This window comes from Klebsiella sp. A-Nf5, assembly GCF_002810545.1.
Lineage (GTDB): Bacteria > Pseudomonadota > Gammaproteobacteria > Enterobacterales > Enterobacteriaceae > Klebsiella > Klebsiella variicola.
The window spans coordinates 69,726-87,523 of sequence record NZ_PIOG01000026.1; the positions used below are offsets into that span (position 1 = coordinate 69,726).

The following is a 17,798-nucleotide window of genomic DNA, read 5'->3' on the forward strand; positions in this document are numbered from 1 at the left end:
TTACGCCATTGGTATAGATTTTAAATATAAATGACCCTCAATAATATAATGCAGGCAATTATTGCCAGAAAGCGTAAGCGCGGCGCGATCCGGATTCCAGTTGCGCCGCGCGGGGGTTATGGCGCCAGATAAACCTGGGGGGCCGCGTTGTCCGGGTGCTGGACGAGGCGGACATCCGCCCCGTACCAGCGATGGATAACCGGCTGCTGGATCACCTCCTGCGGCGTGCCCTGGGCGACGAGATTTCCCTGGTGGAGCAGCAGAATGCGGTCGGCCCACAGGGCGGCGAGGTTAAGGTCATGCAGCACCACGCAGACATGCAGTTGCCCGCCGGCGGTGAGCCGTTTGAGCAAACGCAGCAGGTGCTGCTGATAGTAAAGATCCAGCGCCGAGGTGGGCTCATCAAGAAACAGCCAGCCCTGCGGCGCGCCGTCGCGCCACAGCTGCGCCAGACAGCGGGCCAGCTGCACCCGCTGCTGCTCGCCGCCGGAGAGGCCGGGATAGCGGCGACCGGCAAGGCCATCGCAGCCGGTGACGGCCATCACCGCCGCCAGCACCGCCGGATCTGCCGTCGCGCCCCACGGTGCGCGTCCCATGGCAATGACCGTTTCCACCGTCCAGTCGGCCTGCAGGGCCGTTCGCTGCAGCATGACCGCCCGCCGGCGCGACAGCGCCTCGGGGGACCAGGCCTCCAGCGGCTTGCCTGCAAGGCGGCGGGTGCCGCTGTCCGGGGTCAGATAGCCGGTCAACAGCCGCAGCAGAGTGGATTTCCCGGCGCCGTTCGGCCCGATAAGCGCCATCATCTCGCCGCCGCGCAGTGTGACGGAGACGTTGTCGATGATCTGCCGCTGGCCGAGGCGAAGCGCCAGCCCCTGCGCGCAGTATTCGTTATTCATGCCTGGTTCTCCCGACAAAAGACCAGCCACAGAAACCAGGGGGCGCCCAGCAGGCTGGTGAGCAGACCGACCGGTATCTCCGCCGGCGCCGCCACGGTGCGGGCCAGGGTGTCGGCCAGCAGAAGCAGGATCGCGCCGGCCAGCAGCGAGCCGGGGATCAGTCCGCGATGGTCCGGTCCCAGCCACAGGCGCATCAGGTGCGGCACCACCAGGCCGATAAAGCCGATGACTCCGCTGATGGCCACCGCGGCGGCCACCAGCACCGCGCTGCACAGCAGCAGCCAGCGCTGTAGCGCCTGCACGTTGACCCCGAGATAGTGCGCCTCTTCATCGCCAAGCTGCAGCAGATTGAGGCGGGACGCTATCCACCATACCGCCAGCGCCGCCGGGATAATCAAGGTCGCGGCCACCAGCAGCGTCGGCCATTCGGCCTGGCCCAGACTGCCCATTCCCCACAGCGACAGCTGGCGCAGCTGGGCGTCATTGCTCAGCCAGGACAGGACGCCGACCAGCGCGCCGCACAGCGCGTTGATGGCGATCCCCACCAGCAGCAGGCGCGACAGCGAACCCTCCTCCGCCCGGCTGAGGATGAAAATCACCACCATCACCGCCAGGCTGCCAATAAACGCCGCCAGCATTGGCATATACAGAGCGATCAGCCCCGTAGCGGAGAACGGAAGCACCAGCCAGCTGGCCACCGCCAGCGCGGCGCCGCTGCTGATGCCCAGCAGGCCCGGGTCGGCAAGCGGGTTGCGAAACAGCCCCTGCATCACGCAACCGGAGAGGGCCAGCGCCGCGCCCACCAGCAGGGCCAGCAGCACCCGCGGCAGACGGATGGTCAGCCAGATGTGGCGCAGCATCTCATCCCCGGAAGGCAGCAGGTTGACCAGCGGCAAGCGCATGGCGCCGAGGGTGGTGGCAAACAGCGTCAGGGAGACCAGCAGCAGCGTCATCAACAGCAAACGGCGGGTGAGGGCAGGGCGCATCAGGGCAACTGCTCCGCTTTGTTTCGCAGCGTGATTATCGCCCGCGGTGTGCGCGGCCCGAAGCCGAGCAGGGCCATGTCGTCGATCGTCAGCAGCTGTTTATGACGCCCCGCCGGGGTCTGTGCCAGGCCGGGCAGTTTCCACAGCCCGGCTTCACCGCCCATCCCTTTGAGACCATCGGCGGAGATCACCACCAGATCCGCCTGGCTGGCGGCGACTCCTTCCTGCGACATGGCGCGATAGTGGTCGAAGCCCTGCATCGCGTTCTGCAGCCCGGCGGCGCGAATGGCGCCATCGGCCGCGGTGTGCTGTCCGGCCACCAGGGTATTCATTCCGCCGTGGCTGAGAATAAACAGCACCCGCTTAGCAACCGGCTGCGTTGGAATGGCGGCGATCTGCTGCTGAAGCTGCTGGCGCAGCGCGTCGCCCGCCGTCGTTTTGCCTAACGCTTCGGCAATGACGGCCACTTTGTTATCGATCGCGGACAGACTTTCGCCGCCCGGTACGTTAACCACCTTTACCCCGCTCTCCTGTACTTTGTGTAAGACCAGCGAGGGCTGCGCCTGGGCGCTCGCTAACACCAGCTGCGGGCGTAACGCGAGGATCCCCTCGGCGTTCAGCTGCCGCAGGTAGCCGACGTCCGGCAGCTTTTGCGCCGCCGGAGGCCAGCTGCTGGTGCTGTCCCGCGCCACCAGGCTCTGTTCCGCGTCAAGGGCATAGACGATCTCAGTGACATCTCCGCCGAGGGTGACGAGCCGCTCAACGGCAGCGTGGCTCAGCAGCGGGAAAGCGATGAAGAGCAGTAACCAGCGCATCATGCGGGCAGTCCTTCACGGGTCAGACGATCTACCTGCTGGCGCCATTGCGCCTGCTCGGGGTGGCCCTCGCTGCGCTGGCCATAGAGCTGGGCAATCTGGGTGCCGTCTTTGGCGAACAGTTCGACGCTGGTGACGTGTCCGTCCGAGGTCGGCTTGCGGGTCACCCACACTTCATCGAGGCTCTCTTCGCGCAGATGCAGGGTAAAAGTGGTATTGAAGATATTTAGCCAGCCGCGCATGGGGGCCAGCTTTTCCAGGGCGCCGGTGAAGATCTGCACGCAGCCGCGATTGCCGACGAAGATCATGATTTCATTGCCCTCCTGGCGCACCGTCTCCAGCAGCGACGGTAGCGCATGGCGATCCACGCGGCAGGCGAGGTCGTCGCTCACCAGACGGAAGGCCTGCTGGCGGGAAAGCTGATATTTACACAGCAGACCAAAGAACTGGTGAACGTCGGTCATCGCGCGCCAGTCGTTCTCCAGCGCGGCACCGTCGGCGGTGTCGGCATATTTCACCGGCTCCAGCGGGCGCAGGGCCAGCGGTGCCGGCGCCGCCACCCGATGTTCCTCGATCAGGGTGTCCCAGGCCGCCATGTCGGTCTGCGTGGTCGCATAGACTTTCAGCAGGGCGTCGCCATGGTGGTCGAAAAACTGGATGCTCTGACGACCATTATCGTTCAGATGGAAGGCGCTGGCCCACTGGCTGAGGAACAGGCGCAGATCGAGCGCGCGCGGGTTCAGCACCAGCCCGGCGTGGCCGCTGAGGTGCTGGTGCGTGAACTGGCCCACCTGCTCATGCACGGCATACTCGTTGCGGCAGATGCATTTGGTTTCGCCGACGCGCTCCAGGGCGGCAATCAGCGCCCGGGCGTCATCGCTCAGGCGCACGGCATCGTGGCCGAGGCGGGCGGCGGTCAGCTCGGCTTCGCTGATCCCCATTTCCGCGGCGATATCGCGGGCATATTTAGCGGTACTGCCCGCTTTGGTGGCCTGGTAGCGCTGCCACAGGTCGGGGTGTGCATTTGGCATAATCATATCCTTCTCGACGATGAATATCCCCGGCCGGTGGGCCGGGGGCAGGTGCGTTATTATTCGGGCAATCAGAAGTCGACGTTGACGCCCAGCTGCCAGGTGCGGCCCGGCATCACCGCCAGCGCTTTATCGTTGGCGTCCTGGTTGGTGCCGGTCTCGATATTGCGGCTGCTCAGGTAATCCCAGTATTTACGATCGGTGAGGTTGTAGACCCCGCCATTGAGGCGCACGTTTTTTGCCACCTGCCAGTACGCGGTCCAGTCCAGCATGCCGTAGCCCGGCACGCGCATATAGTCGCTGCTGGCATCGGTGATGGCGGACCCGCTGTTGCTGTAGCTTTCGCGGTTGGTGGTGGTCGCCTGTTTCCCTTTGACAAAGGTCGCCGTCAGGGCGGTGCCGTAGCGTTTCGCCGGATCGTCCCATGCCACGCCGACGATGGCTTTCATCGGCGCCACGCTGTCGAGGTCGACGTATTTATCACCGCTGTAGCTGGATTTCGATTTCCCTTCGCTATAGCCGAGGGCGAGGGTGGTGCTCAGGCCGTTCACCTGCTCAAACCAGGTGCCAAAGTTAAATTTGGTGCTGATCTCACCGCCGTAGATATAGGCTTTATCGCGGTTTTCCGCCTGATAAATGGTGTAGATGTTCGACGGCACATTCGTGAACTGGCCCGGATTATTGGCGCGGGTATAGCGGGTATAGGCGATAAAGTTCTTATAGCTGTTGTAGAACAGCGCCGTGCGCACGGTGATGCCTTCGGTGACTTCGCCCTTCAGCCCCCACTCGAGATTATCGCTGGTTTCCGTCTTCAGATCGGTATTGCCGATCAGGGCATACTGTTGGCTACCGGCGTAGCTGGAGCCGAGGTTCCAGGAGCCATACAGCTGGCTGGCGTTGGGGAACTGCGCGCCGCGCTGGTACTGCAGGTAGGTCATCAGGCGTGGGGTGAGGTCGTACTGGAAGGTCAACGATGGCAGGACCTGGGTATCGCTGTTTTTGCCGTACAGATTCGCCACCGACGATTCGCTCAGCACGCTGCTGTTGGCGGCAAGGTCGGACAGATTTTCCGGCTTAGTCGATTGATGCACCACGCGCACGCCGGGAATAATGGCGAAGTTGTGGCTATCAAGGTCGAAGTTGATCTTATCCTGGACAAAGCCGCCGAGAGTGTAGCTGCGGCTGTCTGCCTCCGGCTGCATGATCTCGCTGTAAACGCTGGGGATCGGCGACTGGCTAAACGGCCGCTGAGTTTTGGTCGTGCTGGCGTTGAAGCCGGCGCTCAGATCGTGGCGGCCCAGGGTTTTCGCCAGCGCGGTCTGCAGGCCCCAGGTGTCGGTGTCATAGTTGGAGTTCACCGTCTGCATTCTGCGGGTGACGCTGTCCGGCATATAAGTCCAGTCATGGGCTTCGGTATGCTGGTAGTAGATTTTCGTGGAGACGCTGTCGAGGTAGTCGTTCATCGGCGTCCAGTCATCCTTCAGGCTCAGGCCCCAGCGCCGGGTCTGGCTGGTCTGGTTGGCGGTGCCGATGGTGCTGTTGCCGCTGGAGTCCCAGGTATCGTAGTGGGTGTGGTTGGTTTTATGGTAATAGTCGAAGGTGCTGGTCAGTTTGTGTTCATCGTTAGGCTGCCAGATCCCGGAGGCCAGAAAAGCATCGGAGTGCCAGTTCGCCGGGTAGGCGTCGACGGTGCCGCTGTTGTTTTCGGTTTCCTGACCGTCACGGCGGCTGTAGACCAAAATGCCGCGCAGGAACTCATCGCCGCCGGCGACGGTCACCCCGTTGTGCCAGCTGCGATCCGCAGAGTCGTAACCGCTGCGGTAGCCGAAGGCGCTGGTCTTGCCCGGGCGCAGGTAATCATCCGCCGATTTCGGGCGGAAGGAGACATTCCCCCCGATAGCGCTGTTGGCCGTTTCCGTCGAGGTGGCGCCGGACTGGATATCCACGCTGCCGTACATATACGGGTCGATATAATCGCGGCCGATGCCGAAGGTGTTGAGCCCGGCGCGGCCGACGTAGCCGCGGCCGGTGGCGTTGGGTTGGGCTATACCGTCCACGTCGATGCCGACGCGGTTGCTCTCCATGCCGCGGATGTTGTAGCCGGTGTAGCCTCCGCGGTCGAAGCCGCTTTTGCCGTTGCCGGAGCCGCCGCTGGCCCCGGTGGCGCTGATGAGCGGCTCATAGCGCATGATAGAGCCAAAATCGTTAGCGCCTTTATCCTCCAGCTCCTGGGCGCTGATGCTGTGTTCGCTACCGGCTTTCTGCACCGGTGCGGGGGCGGTGACGGTCATTTGTTCCGAGGTGTCATCCACCGCCTCGCCGCTAACGGCGGAAGTGTCTGCTGCGATGGCAGAAGTCTGATAAATTGCTGCAAGCAAAGAGGTCACCAGCAGGCGTTTTTTACACCATGCTGCTGACGGAGTCGATTTGTACATAGTCGCCACGCCTTGATCGTTATTAGTATCGGCTCACGCGTTACTTCCAGAGTTGCAGGTTGCTCCGTCTTTTCCGTTGCGGATGGGGTCTTACTCCATTTGTTGATTGCGAATGGTAATGATAGGTATTATCGTTTGCAACAAAATAATCATGTGTTTTTCATTTAAACTGCACTTTGTTTACAATTTGCCCTTTCAGACTTAGCGAGACGACGATGAACTCAAAAGCGGCCATCACCATCACCTACTGTTCCCAGTGCAACTGGATGCTGCGCGCCAGCTGGATGGCGCAGGAGCTGTTACATACCTTCAGCACCGATATCGCCTCGGTGACGCTGGTGCCGGGGACCGGCGGGATCTTCACGATCGATATCGACGGCCAGCAGATCTGGGAGCGCAAGCAGGATGGCGGTTTTCCGGATGCGGCCGAGCTGAAACGCCGGGTGCGCGATGTCTGCTTCCCGGATAAAGCGTTGAGGCATGTGGATAAACCAGCTAACCCGACATAATCGCCAGGGGAAATGAGCTGCGAGGTCTTATTTAAAGGTGTATTATTTATGCATCTTTTTTTGTGGGAAGGAATTTGATAGTGGGTAAACGCATCGAACGGGAAAAACTGACGATTCAGCGGATGATTGCCCTCTACCAGCGGCGCTGTCCCGAGGCGCTGGCCAATAATGATCACTATCAGGCGCTGAACGTCTACGCCGACAAGCGCCTTGATAAGTGTGTGTTTGGCGAGAATAAACCGGCCTGCAAGCAGTGTCCGGTGCACTGCTACCAGCCGGCGAAGCGCGAAGAGATGAAGCAGATTATGCGCTGGGCCGGGCCGCGGATGCTCTGGCGCCACCCGATCCTGACTATTCGCCATCTGCTGGACGACAGGCGGCCGGTGCCGGCGCTGCCGGAAAAATACCGACCGAAAAAATAGCGGCCTTTCCCGGGTCAGCGCGGCGCGCAGCCGGGCGACAAGTCGTGCTTTTGTAGCCCCGGTAAGGCGTTAGCCGCCACCGGGGATGGTTGCTGAAGCCCTCTGTTTCTGACTATCCCGGATCGTGCTTGCCACAAAGGCGACCACGAACAGCGCGGAAAACAGCACCACGATAGTCGGCGCCGGCGCGCTATCGAGATAAAACGCCAGCCACACCCCTCCCGCCGAGCAGCCGATGGCCACCGCTACCGCCAGCAGCAGGGCGTGGATAAAGCGCCGCACCAGCAGGAGCGCGATCGCCCCTGGAGCAATCAGCAGCGAAATCGACAGAATAATCCCCACCGACTGCAGCGTCGCGACGATGGTCAGGGCGATCATACACAGCAGGCCGTAGTGCAACAGTCCGCCGCGCAGGCCGCTGGCTTTGGCCTGCGTCGGGTCAAAGGCGTGCAGCAAAAAATCCCGCCATTTGAGACCGATAATCAGCGCAATCACCAGCGCAATAGCCGCCGTCTGACCAATATCGCGAAGGGATATTCCCAGCATATCGCCGAACAGGATATGGTCGAGATGAACATCGGACTGGATCGCCACGTACAGCACCAGTCCGGCGCCAAACATGCCGGAGAAGACAATCCCCATGATGGTATCGCGCTTGAGTCGGCTGTTATCGTCGAGAAAACCGGTCGTCACGGCGCACAGCAGCCCGGCGATAAACGCGCCGATGGCGAAGGGGATGCCGATAATGTAGGCCAGCACCACGCCCGGAAAGACCGCGTGGCTCATGGCGTCGCCCATCAGCGCCCAGCCTTTGAGCACCAGAAACACCGACAGTAGCGCGCAGGGCACGGCCACGATGATCGATACCGCTATCGCATTGACCATAAAAGGAAACTGGAACGGGGCCAGGAACAGGTTCAGCATGCGGCCTCCCTGGCGCGGCGGCGGTTAGCCAGCAGGCCGTGCTTCGGCGCGAAGATAAAGGTGATAAGGAACAACAGCGTTTGCGCGACCACGATAATGCCGCCGGTGGCACCGTCGAGATAGTAGCTGAGCCAGGCGCCGAAGAAACTGGTCAGGCTGCCGATAGCCACGGCGATGGCCAGCAGGCGCGGAAAGCGGTCGGTTAACAGCCACGCAGTGGCCCCGGGAGTCACCACCAGGCAGATGACCAGAAAGGCGCCGACGGTCTGCAGCGCCGCCACGGTGCAGGCGGCCAGCAGGGTAAAGAACAGCAGCTTCAGGCCGCGGGTGTTCAGGCCAATCGAGCGGGCGTGGTTTTCATCGAAGAAGGTCACCATCAGATCTTTCCACTTCAGCAGCAGGATCGCCATTGAGATAAAGCCGATCGCCGCCAGCTGGATAATATCCTCCGGGGCGATGGCCAGAATATTGCCGAGAATAATAGTCTGAATATTCACCGACGTCGGATTCAGCGACACCATAAACAGCCCGATCCCGAAGAAGGAGGAGAAGATCAGGCCGATAATGGCATCCTCTTTCAGCCGCGAGCGCTGCTGCAAAAACAGCATGCTGCCCGCCGCCAGGCCGCCGGAGAGAAACGCGCCGAGCGCGAAAGGCAGGCCGAGCATATAGGCCCCGGCGACGCCGGGCACAATCGAGTGGGAGAGGGCGTCGCCAATCAACGACCAGCCCTTCAGCATCAGGTAGCAGGAGAGAAACGCGCAGACGCCGCCCACCAGCGCCGACACCCACATCGCATTGAGCATATAGTGATAGCCAAACGGCTCCAGCAGCCAGCTCATCGTGGGCCTCCCGCCGCGCGCCGGCTGATAAACGGCCGCTCGTCATCGGTGATAATCTGCGCTTCCCCGCCGGTCAGCGCGACGTGGCGCAGCACGCCGCTGAAAGCCCGCTCCAGATTCTCGGCGGTGAAGGTGGTTTCTGTCGGGCCGCTGGCCAGCACGGTGCCTTTCACCATCACCGTGTAATCACAAAATTCGCTCACTGACCCGAGGTTGTGGGTGGAGACCAGCATGGTACAGCCCTCATCGCGGAGTTCGCGCAGCAGGCTGATGATCCGCGCTTCGGTCTGCACATCGACGCCGGTGAAAGGCTCATCCAGCAGGATCACCTGGCCCTGCTGAGCGATAGCGCGGGCAAGGAAGACGCGCTTTTTCTGCCCGCCGGAGAGCTCGCCAATCTGCCGATGGCGGAACTCGCTCATGCCCACGCGGGCCAGCGCGGCATCGACAATGTCGCGATCGCGCGGCTTTGCCCGCCGCAGCCAGCCCATATGGCCGTAACGGCCCATCATCACCACATCCTCTACCAGCACCGGGAAGGACCAGTCCACCTCTTCCGACTGCGGGACATAAGCGACCAGGTTCTGGCGCAGCGCGCGGTTGACCGGCTGGCCGAGTATGGCGATCTCGCCGTGGCCGACGCGCACAAAGCCCATCAGCGCTTTAAACAGTGTGGATTTACCCGAGCCGTTAACGCCCACCAGTGCGGCAATGGAGCCGCGTGGTACGCTGAACGAGGCGTCGCGCAGGGCGGTGTGGCCGTTGCGCCAGGTGACGGTGAGCTGGTCGACATACAGTCCCGCTTGCGCTGCATTCATGGCTGCTTCCTCATCCCGTCCTGGATACCGTTGACGATGGTTTCGGTGGTGACGCGCAGCAGGTCGAGCCAGGTCGGCACCGGGCCGTCGGCGGCGCTCAGCGAATCGACATAGAGTACGCCGCCGTAGTGGGCCCCGGCTTCGCGCGCCACCTGACGCGCCGGTTTATCGGAGATGGTGCTTTCGCTGAAGATAGTCGGGATGCGTTCTTTCTTCATGGTGTCGATAACTTTGCGCACTTGTTGCGGAGTGCCCTGCTGGTCAGCATTGATCGGCCACAGATACAGTTCGCGAAGTCCATAGTCGCGGGCCAGATAGGAGAAGGCCCCCTCGCTGGTGACCAGCCAGCGCTTATCCGCCGGTAGTTGCGCCAGTCTGGCCTGCAGCGGCGCCATCGTCTGGCGGATCTTCTCCTTATAGGCCTCGGCGTTACGGCGATAGGTGTCGGCGTGAGGCGGATCATACTTCACCAGCGCATCGCGAATGTTATCGACATAGATCAGGGCGTTATCTGCCGACATCCAGGCATGGGGATTGGGCTTCCCACTATAGGGGCCCGCGCTGATGCCCATCGGCTGGATCCCTTCGCTGACCACTACCTCCGGAACGCCCTGTAAGTGCTGATAAAAACGGGCAAACCACCGTTCGAGATTAAGCCCATTGCTGAGGATCAGCTGTGCTCCCTGCGCGCGTTTGATATCGCCCGGCGTGGGCTGGTAATCGTGGATCTCCGCGCCCGGTTTGGTGATGGAGCTGACAACGGCGGCGTCGCCGGCCACGTTCTGCGCCATATCGGCGATAATCGTGAAAGTAGTGATAACCCTGAATTTCTCCTGCGCGGTGGCCGGCGTCGCGGCCAGCAGAGCCAGCGCGCTGGCCAGCAGCAATGATTTCAGCGGTGTCAGGTGTTGCATAGGATCCCTCGCAATGGTGTGGTTAATTTCCCAGCGTTTATAGCCATTGCTATGTTATATAGCACAAGCTATTTACAAATGAAAATAATTCTTATTTGCATGCGTGGGTAATAATGAGCCGGGAAACGAAAGCGACAAGAAAGGGGGAGGCAAGGCTGGCCCGGCGCGAACCGGGCGAAGATCAAGAGATATCGGCGACCGACTGGCGCGGGATCAGGCGGCCAGCCAGCGAGCGGCCCTCGGCGGTGAAGGTTGGCCGGTCGTCAATCAGGCTGCGAATACGCTGAATACAGTTATCCAGCAGCGCCTCCAGTGGCCAGGAGATGCAGGTCAGCGGCGGGTAGAGCAGCGAGGCGAGCGGGGAGTCCTCAAGGCTCAGCAGGGAGACCTCCTGCGGGACGGCGATGGTGAATTCGCGTAACAGACGCATCGCCTCAGCCGCGTAGCGGTCGCGTTTAACGATAATGACTGAGTATTTACTGAAGCTGTTAATTAAGGTCAGCAGCGCCTGCTCGACGTCATCGTTGGCCGTCAGCACCAGCTGGCGGTTAAAAGGAATGGAGTAGTTTTGCAGGACGTTGCGGTAGCCTTCCAGCATCTGACGGCTGGCATCGTCGCTATCGCTGTCCACCAGCAGGGCGATGTTGCGGTGTCCCTTGCCAATCACATAGCGACAGGCGCTTTCGGTAGCGAAGGCGAAGTCATAGCCCTGGCTGTTGCTCCCGGCGACGCCGAAGCGGTCAAAGGCGATAACGTTGCGCGGCGCGTCGGCGGCAACGGCGCCCAGCACCACCACCGCCACGCACTGGCGCTGCAGATCGTCGATCACCGCCGCCTGCTCTACCGGATCGCTGACATACTGGACCAGCAGGCTTTTATTCAGCCCTTTCAGCGCCTGAGAGAGCAGCGGCAGCAGACGCGCGCCGTGGCTTTCGTCCTGCGCGGAAATCACCAGACCAACGTGGCTGGATGTCTGACTGGCGAGGTTTTGCGCGGCAAAGCTCGGGCGATAGTTGAGTTCTTCAACGGCTCGCAGCACAGCTTCCCGGCTCTCTTCGCGCACGCCCCGGGTGCCGGTCAGCACGCGGGAAACCGTCGCTCTTGAGACATTCGCTAATCTTGAAACATCATCAATCGTTGGCATGGCTTTTTCTGTCTGAACATTTTCGCCTAGCTTAACATACCTGCTGAAAAAAGTGTCTACCGCTGCCCGTCCGCGGCGCCGGGCAGACGGGGCAGCCAGGCCGCGCCGCGCACGCCGCTGGCGTCGCCGAAGCGGGCCGGTTTGATCTGCGTGCGGCAGGTGTCGGAGAAGATCCACGGCACGATGGCGGCAGGCAGATCGCGATAGATCTGGCTGACGTTGGACAGACCGCCGCCCAGCACAATCACCTGCGGGTCGAGAATATTGATCACCGACGCCAGGCTACGGGCAAAGGCATCGATAAAGTGTCGCCAGTGGGCCAGCGCGCGCGGATCGCCGTTTTGCGCCGCGGCGACAATGGCTTCCGCACGGGCTTGTTCCCCATAGCGGCGGGCGAAGCCGGTGCCGGAGAGAAAGCTTTCGATGCAGTTCGTTTTGCCGCAGTAGCAGGGCTGCGGCGGACCATCGCGCTCAGGAGTATAGCCCGGCAGCGGATTATGCCCCCACTCCCCGGCGATAGCGTTGGGGCCGCTGAGCAGCTGTTGATGAACGGCGATCCCGCCGCCGCAGCCGGTACCGATAATCACCCCGAAGACGGTGGAGGCCCCGGCGCCGGCGCCATCCACCGCCTCCGAAAGGGTGAAGCAGTCGGCATCGTTTGCCATCCACACCGGCTGGCCAAGCTGCTGCATGATATCCCGGCGCAGATCGTGGCCGTTGAGCACCAGGCAGTTGCAGTTTTTAATGCGCCCGCTTTGCGGATCGATAGCCCCGGGCAGGCCGATCCCCAGGGTGAATGGCTGCGGGCTGACCGCGCGAATGTCGGCAATCAGGGTCAGCAGCTGACGCATAAAGGCGTCATAGCTCTCTTTGTGGGTCGGCCGACGCAGGCGCTGGACGCATTCGCCCGCCGGATCCAGCAGAACGGCTTCCATTTTGGTGCCGCCAATATCTATTCCAAGATGTAACATAGTGACCTCGGGGAATCAGGCCCGGCCAGCGCGCCTGGCCGGGGAACGCGCTAGGCGTGAAGCGGTTGCGCGCGGTAAATCGCTATCAGTTCGGCAATCAGCTCTTTCGCCAGAATGGAGGTCATCAGGTGATCCTGAGCATGGACCATTACCAGCGTCATTTTGGTTTTTCCCTCGCCTTCGTCAGCTTCGATAAGCTGGGTCTGCACAAGGTGCGCCTCGCGGGAATAGTGAGCCGCTTCCTGCATTTTGGCGTCGGCGGTGGCGAAATCACCCGCTTTGGCGGCCTGCAGCGCTTCGTAGCACAGGCTGCGTGACTGACCGGCGTTGATGATGATCCCCATCACCTGTTCTTCTAATTCCATGATTATCCTCTGAATCGTTAGCGTTAAGCGGTTTGCGCCGCGTTGTCAGCCTGGCCGACGGCGTTTTCACGCTCCTGGGCCAGCAGCTGTTTTTCGTAAGCTTTGAGAAATGGCAGGTACATCACCATGGCGGTGGCCATACAGATGAGGCACAGGATCACCGGGCTAAAGCTCCAGTTCGCCGCCCATGAGGCGCCGATGGGGGCCGGCGTTGTCCACGGCGTCATCGATACTACGCGGCTGACGAGATCCAGCTTCAGCGCAAAGTACGCCAGGGTCGCGTTGACCATCGGCACCAGCACGAACGGCAGGAAAAACAGTGGGTTCATGATGATCGGCGCGCCGAAGAGGATCGGTTCGTTAATATTGAATACCCCCGGCACGACCCCCATCCGGCCAATCGTCCGCAGATGCACGGCCTTGCTGCGCAACAGCATCAGCGCCAGCGGCAGGGTGGAGCCGACGCCGCCGATCAGCAGATAGTGATCCCAGAAGCCCTGGACATAGATGTGCGGGATAGCGGTACCTGCCGCCATGGCCGCCTGATTGACCGACAGGTTGGCCATCCAGAACGGGTTCATGATCCCGGTGACGATCAGCGCGCCGTGGATCCCGGCGAACCACAGCACCTGACAGACCAGCACTGACAGCAGGATCGCCGGCAGCGTATCGGAGGCGGCGACCAGCGGTTTGACCAGCGACATGATCGCTTCCGGAATGATCATCCCCAGCTGAGCCTCGATAAACAGGTTCAGCGGATGCAGGGTCAGAATGATCGCCAGCACCGGGATCAGGATTTCAAACGAACGCGCCACACCGGCAGGCACTTCCGGCGGCAGGCGAATGGTGATGTTATGCCGCTTGAGGAAGGCGTACAGCTCGGTGGAATAGATGGCCACCAGAATGGCGGTGAAGATCCCCTGACCGGAGAAGTAGGCCGTAGAGATCTGGCCATCTTTCAGCGGCGCGGCTACCAGCAGAAACGACATCAGCGACAGCATCCCGGCGGTCAATGAGTCCAGGTGATGGTGCTTGGCGAGGCTGGCGGCGATCCCGACGGCGATAAACAGGGTCATCACCCCCATGCTGAAGTTGAACGGCAGCATCAGCGCTTCGCGATGATCGAGCGAAAATTTCAGCCAGGCGCGGGCAAAGCCCCACGTCGTATCCGGAGAAAACGGCGGGAAGATAAATACCAGCAAAAATGAGCCGACGATCATAAAGGGCAGGGCGGTAATAAAGCCGTCGCGGATCGAGGTCACGTATTTTTGCTGGCCGATCGCGCCGGCCAGCGGCGTGATCTGCCGTTCGATCACATCGATCAATTTAGCGTACAGAGAGCTCATGATCTTTCCTTAGTTCTTGTTTTCGATGAGGGAAAGGGCGAAATCAAGGACCGCGGCGCCTTTTTGCATGCCGTAGTCCATCATATTGATGGGTTCGACGCGGATACCGTATTTATCCGCCTGTTTTTGCAGATCCTGCTGCATGTATTTCACCTGCGGCCCCAGCAGCACCACCTGATAATGGCCAACCTGTTCGGCGAACTCCGCTACGCCATAGGCATTGATCTCTACCGGCAGACCCCGCTGTTCGGCTTCGGCAATCATTTTTTTCATCAGCAGGCTGGTGGACATGCCTGCCGAACAACACAACATTATTTTTTTCATAAGTACCGCTCCTGATGAGGTTGGATGTGCGGACTATAGTCAAAATGGATGCATTACGGAAATCGCTTTCCGTTTGTGGATTTATTAATTGTGACCATGATCACCTATGGCAGGCTTTCACTTTCCGGTGTTGTGGGCGATCATCCCGGCGAGACAACCATTCGCAAAGGTAGGAGTATGAACATTCAGTTAATGAATGTGGCCGTGGACATCATCGAGCAGCGGCTGGCGCCGCTGGCGAATGTTCTGACGCGCAACAACCACATTACGGCGATGCGCGATAGCTTTGCGCTGGCGATGCCCTTTGTGATTGTTGGCAGCCTGTTGGTGCCCATTTTGTTTCCGCCCGTTTCCATCGACGGCGCCTCGCGTTTCGGCCAGGTCTATTTGCTACTGCGGCCTATCCTGCTGCCGACCTTTCAGCTAACCATTGGCCTGGTGGCGCTGATTGTGGCCTTCGGCGCCAGCGCCAGTCTCGCCAAGCAGTACCGTCTGCCGGAACGGCTCTGCGGTTTAACCGGGTGCCTGGCTTTTCTGCTGTTTATCGGCTTTCGCGAGACTGCGGTGAGCAATGTTTATCTCGGCGGCATGGGGATATTTACCGCCCTGATATCCAGCACCTATTCCATTGAGATAATTCGCTTTTTCTACAAAAAAGGCTGGTGTATTCGCTTGCCTGATGAAGTGCCGCTGATGACCCGCAATGGCTTTCAACTGCTGATCCCGCTGCTGGTGGTGATGCTGTCGATAAGCGTGATGAATGCCATACTGCTACAGACCACCGGACGCATCGTACCGGAGTTAATTAGCGAAGCAGTGCGGCCGCTGGTGCTGGCGTCCGACACGCTGATGGCGGTGCTGATCTCTTTATTTATCTGTAACTTACTCTGGTTTATCGGTATCCACGGCGCGCTGATCATCACCGGGATCATGAACCCCTTCTGGATGACCTATCTGTTTGAAAATCAGCAGGCGCTGGCGGCGGGTTCGCCAACGCTGCCGCATATTTATCTGCAGGGATTCTGGGATTTTTACCTGCTGATCGGCGGTATTGGCTCCACTTTGCCGCTGGTGCTGATGGCGATGCGCAGCCGCTCGCGGCAGCTGAAAAGCGTGGCAAAAATTGGCCTGCTGCCGTCGCTGTTTAATATCAACGAGCCAATACTGTTTGGTTTTCCGGTGATCATGAACCCGGTTTTTTTACTGCCGTTTCTCTTTGTTCCGCTGATAAATGCCTGTATCGCATGGTATTTAACTCAGCTTGGTATCCTCGACCGCGCGGTGGCGATGCTGCCATGGTCGATGCCTTCCCCGCTGGGGGCAGCATGGTCGGCGAACGGTAGCTGGAAAAATTTGTGCATGAGCCTGTTCGCGATGTTTAACGCCTGGATGCTCTATCGCCCCTTCTTCAAAGTGTACGAACGCCAGCTCGCGGAAACCGAACGCTGACCCCCTCGCCGTCGGCGGCTTATCCCCCGGCGGCACTCATTCACCTGCTCCTCCTTCCGCTCTGCTGCCGGCTCCCGGCGGCATTCTTGTTATTTTATGTGATCAGTCTCACGAATATATTCGTCGCGGAGCGAATTTTGTGAACCAGATAGGCAATTATGGAAAGCGCTTTCCATTAACGGATGTACATTTCCATTTTTGATCCGTAAATTTCCCCTCCGTTATCGGTTCGTGTTAACAAACATAACGTGGGAAAAAAATAATGATAAAGCTGAAACATTCAATACCTCTGGCTCTCCTCTCGCTGGCAGGGGCCAGCAGCCTGGCCTGCGCCGATCCGAAGTATGATTTTGCGCTGCATGGCTATATCCGCTCCGGGATCCTGGCGAACTCCGATGGCAACCGCGCGGACTCCGTCGGCCTGATGCCGGACGGTAAGTGGCGACTGGGCAACGAAGAAGACACCAAGATCGAACTGATCCCCACCGTGACGCTGACGGCGGACAGCGGCGTGGTGGCGAAAGTGCAGGCCAACCTCACTCATCAGTCGAAATGCACCTCCGACTGGAACTGTCAGGATGACGATGGCCATGACGTACAGTTTCGCGAAGGGTTCGCCGAGCTGAGCAATCTGGATTTTGCGCCGGAGATGACCTTCTGGGCCGGTAAGCGCTACAGCAGCTCCAACACCTCCAGCCATCAGTTCGACTGGGAGTACATTCAGTACAACGGCACCGGCGGCGGCTTCGACAACATGGATCTCGGCTTCGCCCGCTTCGACGCCGGGGTGTACGCCTTTTCACCCACCGATGAAACCAAAGCCTACCCGGTGGATAAGGGAGATCAGGGCTACCCGGATGACTATTCCCTCAACCTGTGGCTGAAAAAGATCGCGGGGACAGGCTTCGATCTGGAGCTGATCGGCCACCATATGAACCGTAACGAAAACCACCCGACTTCCGCCGAGAAGGGCTATGGCGTGACCGGTATTTATAACTTTGACGGTTTCTATGGCCTGACCGGAGGCTACTCCCGCCTTGCATTGCAGTACGGGAAAGGGCTGGCGGCGGGTGACTCGCTGGGTAAAAACGGCTGGGGCTGGGCCAACCTGGAAAACACCCAGTCCTGGCGAGTGGTGCTGGATAGCGTGGCCTCGATGGGCGATCTGGAGATCTCGACCTTCGCTTTCTGGCAGAAAGATAAAAACTACCGCTGGTGGACGGAAGATGACCATGGCTGGGGACGCTCGATGTGGGTCGCCGGTATCCGCCCTTATCATCAGATCACCCGCAACTTTGCCATGCAGTACGAGCTGGGCTACGAATACCTGGATGACAAAAACTACAAAGGGGTAAACGGCAAAGGTAAAGGCGGCCTGACCAAAGTCACCGTTGCGCCAACCCTGACCTTTGACTCCGGTTTCTGGGCACGCCCGCAGCTGCGCTTCTTCGTCACCTACGCGAAGTGGGATAAAGGTGTCTCCGATGCGTTAGACGGCAACTACAACTGGGATACCAATACCATCACCGCCGGCGGGTATTCCCGCAGTGGCTCTACCGACACCGTTAACTTCGGCGTACAGGCCGAGGTCTGGTTCTAAGGAGAGA

At 60.2% G+C, this 17,798-nt stretch carries 18 protein-coding genes; 4 read left to right on the top strand and 14 right to left on the bottom strand.

The genetic code is table 11. The features are described from left to right. Nucleotides 1-116: 116 nt before the first annotated feature. From CWM53_RS01795 to CWM53_RS01815, 5 genes are all read right to left on the bottom strand, one after another. Nucleotides 117-896, bottom strand: coding sequence for a heme ABC transporter ATP-binding protein (locus CWM53_RS01795; protein ID WP_100730275.1), 780 nt, complete (start codon nt 894-896; stop codon nt 117-119). Then, entirely contained in the window at nt 893-1,882 is a 990-nt protein-coding gene (locus tag CWM53_RS01800; protein WP_100675842.1) for a FecCD family ABC transporter permease, read from the bottom strand. The genes CWM53_RS01795 and CWM53_RS01800 overlap by 4 nt, the downstream gene beginning before the upstream one ends. After that, entirely contained in the window at nt 1,882-2,700 is an 819-nt protein-coding gene (locus CWM53_RS01805; RefSeq protein ID WP_100730274.1) for a heme/hemin ABC transporter substrate-binding protein, read from the bottom strand. Before CWM53_RS01805 ends, CWM53_RS01800 begins: the two co-directional genes overlap by 1 nt. Continuing rightward, entirely contained in the window at nt 2,697-3,728 is a 1,032-nt protein-coding gene (locus tag CWM53_RS01810) for a hemin-degrading factor (RefSeq protein WP_100730273.1), read from the bottom strand. Before CWM53_RS01810 ends, CWM53_RS01805 begins: the two co-directional genes overlap by 4 nt. Nucleotides 3,729-3,799: 71 nt before the next feature. After that, nucleotides 3,800-6,163, bottom strand: a complete 2,364-nt coding sequence (locus CWM53_RS01815) for a TonB-dependent receptor domain-containing protein (RefSeq protein ID WP_100631355.1) — start codon at nt 6,161-6,163, stop codon at nt 3,800-3,802. 215 nt (nt 6,164-6,378) lie between these two features. On the opposite strand from CWM53_RS01815, the gene CWM53_RS01820 reads away from it, so the two are divergent. After that, nucleotides 6,379-6,672 carry a SelT/SelW/SelH family protein gene (locus CWM53_RS01820; RefSeq protein WP_100730272.1) on the top strand — a complete coding sequence of 98 codons (294 nt, stop codon included), beginning with the start codon at nt 6,379-6,381 and terminating at the stop codon, nt 6,670-6,672. Nucleotides 6,673-6,749: 77 nt separating this feature from the next. Further along, the gene (locus CWM53_RS01825) at nt 6,750-7,094 is read left to right on the top strand and encodes a nitrous oxide-stimulated promoter family protein (protein ID WP_168432539.1); all 345 of its coding nucleotides are present in this window, start codon (nt 6,750-6,752) and stop codon (nt 7,092-7,094) included. A 69-nt stretch (nt 7,095-7,163) separates the two neighbouring features. Here CWM53_RS01825 and CWM53_RS01830 read toward each other — a convergent pair whose 3' ends face one another. From CWM53_RS01830 to CWM53_RS01870, 9 genes are all read right to left on the bottom strand, one after another. Then, entirely contained in the window at nt 7,164-8,018 is an 855-nt protein-coding gene (locus tag CWM53_RS01830; protein ID WP_012540752.1) for a metal ABC transporter permease, read from the bottom strand. Next, nucleotides 8,012-8,860 (bottom strand): iron/manganese ABC transporter permease subunit SitC, encoded by an 849-nt coding sequence (gene sitC / locus CWM53_RS01835; RefSeq protein WP_023319000.1) that lies wholly within the window; start codon nt 8,858-8,860, stop codon nt 8,012-8,014. Before sitC ends, CWM53_RS01830 begins: the two co-directional genes overlap by 7 nt. Then, entirely contained in the window at nt 8,857-9,678 is an 822-nt protein-coding gene (locus CWM53_RS01840; RefSeq protein ID WP_100631359.1) for a manganese/iron ABC transporter ATP-binding protein, read from the bottom strand. The genes sitC and CWM53_RS01840 overlap by 4 nt, the downstream gene beginning before the upstream one ends. Beyond that, a complete protein-coding gene (locus CWM53_RS01845; RefSeq protein WP_100631360.1) occupies nt 9,675-10,592 on the bottom strand; it encodes a metal ABC transporter substrate-binding protein in 918 nt (305 codons plus the stop codon). The genes CWM53_RS01840 and CWM53_RS01845 overlap by 4 nt, the downstream gene beginning before the upstream one ends. A gap of 181 nt (nt 10,593-10,773) precedes the next feature. Beyond that, nucleotides 10,774-11,736, bottom strand: coding sequence for a LacI family DNA-binding transcriptional regulator (locus CWM53_RS01850; protein WP_002915031.1), 963 nt, complete (start codon nt 11,734-11,736; stop codon nt 10,774-10,776). Between the two features lie 56 nt (nt 11,737-11,792). After that, nucleotides 11,793-12,707 carry an ROK family protein gene (locus tag CWM53_RS01855; protein ID WP_012540756.1) on the bottom strand — a complete coding sequence of 305 codons (915 nt, stop codon included), beginning with the start codon at nt 12,705-12,707 and terminating at the stop codon, nt 11,793-11,795. Between the two features lie 50 nt (nt 12,708-12,757). Then, on the bottom strand, nt 12,758-13,072 hold the full coding sequence (locus CWM53_RS01860) for a PTS lactose/cellobiose transporter subunit IIA (protein WP_100631361.1): 315 nt from the start codon (nt 13,070-13,072) through the stop codon (nt 12,758-12,760). A gap of 23 nt (nt 13,073-13,095) precedes the next feature. Continuing rightward, complete coding sequence (locus CWM53_RS01865) at nt 13,096-14,418, bottom strand: PTS sugar transporter subunit IIC (protein WP_100631362.1); 1,323 nt, start codon at nt 14,416-14,418, stop codon at nt 13,096-13,098. Nucleotides 14,419-14,427: 9 nt separating this feature from the next. Beyond that, a complete protein-coding gene (locus CWM53_RS01870) occupies nt 14,428-14,742 on the bottom strand; it encodes a PTS sugar transporter subunit IIB (protein WP_002914979.1) in 315 nt (104 codons plus the stop codon). Nucleotides 14,743-14,919: 177 nt separating this feature from the next. On the opposite strand from CWM53_RS01870, the gene CWM53_RS01875 reads away from it, so the two are divergent. Both CWM53_RS01875 and CWM53_RS01885 read left to right on the top strand, forming a co-directional pair. Continuing rightward, a complete protein-coding gene (locus tag CWM53_RS01875) occupies nt 14,920-16,191 on the top strand; it encodes a PTS sugar transporter subunit IIC (RefSeq protein WP_004151052.1) in 1,272 nt (423 codons plus the stop codon). Between the two features lie 262 nt (nt 16,192-16,453). Continuing rightward, a complete protein-coding gene (locus CWM53_RS01885) occupies nt 16,454-17,791 on the top strand; it encodes a maltoporin (RefSeq protein ID WP_008806192.1) in 1,338 nt (445 codons plus the stop codon). Nucleotides 17,792-17,798 lie beyond the last annotated feature (7 nt).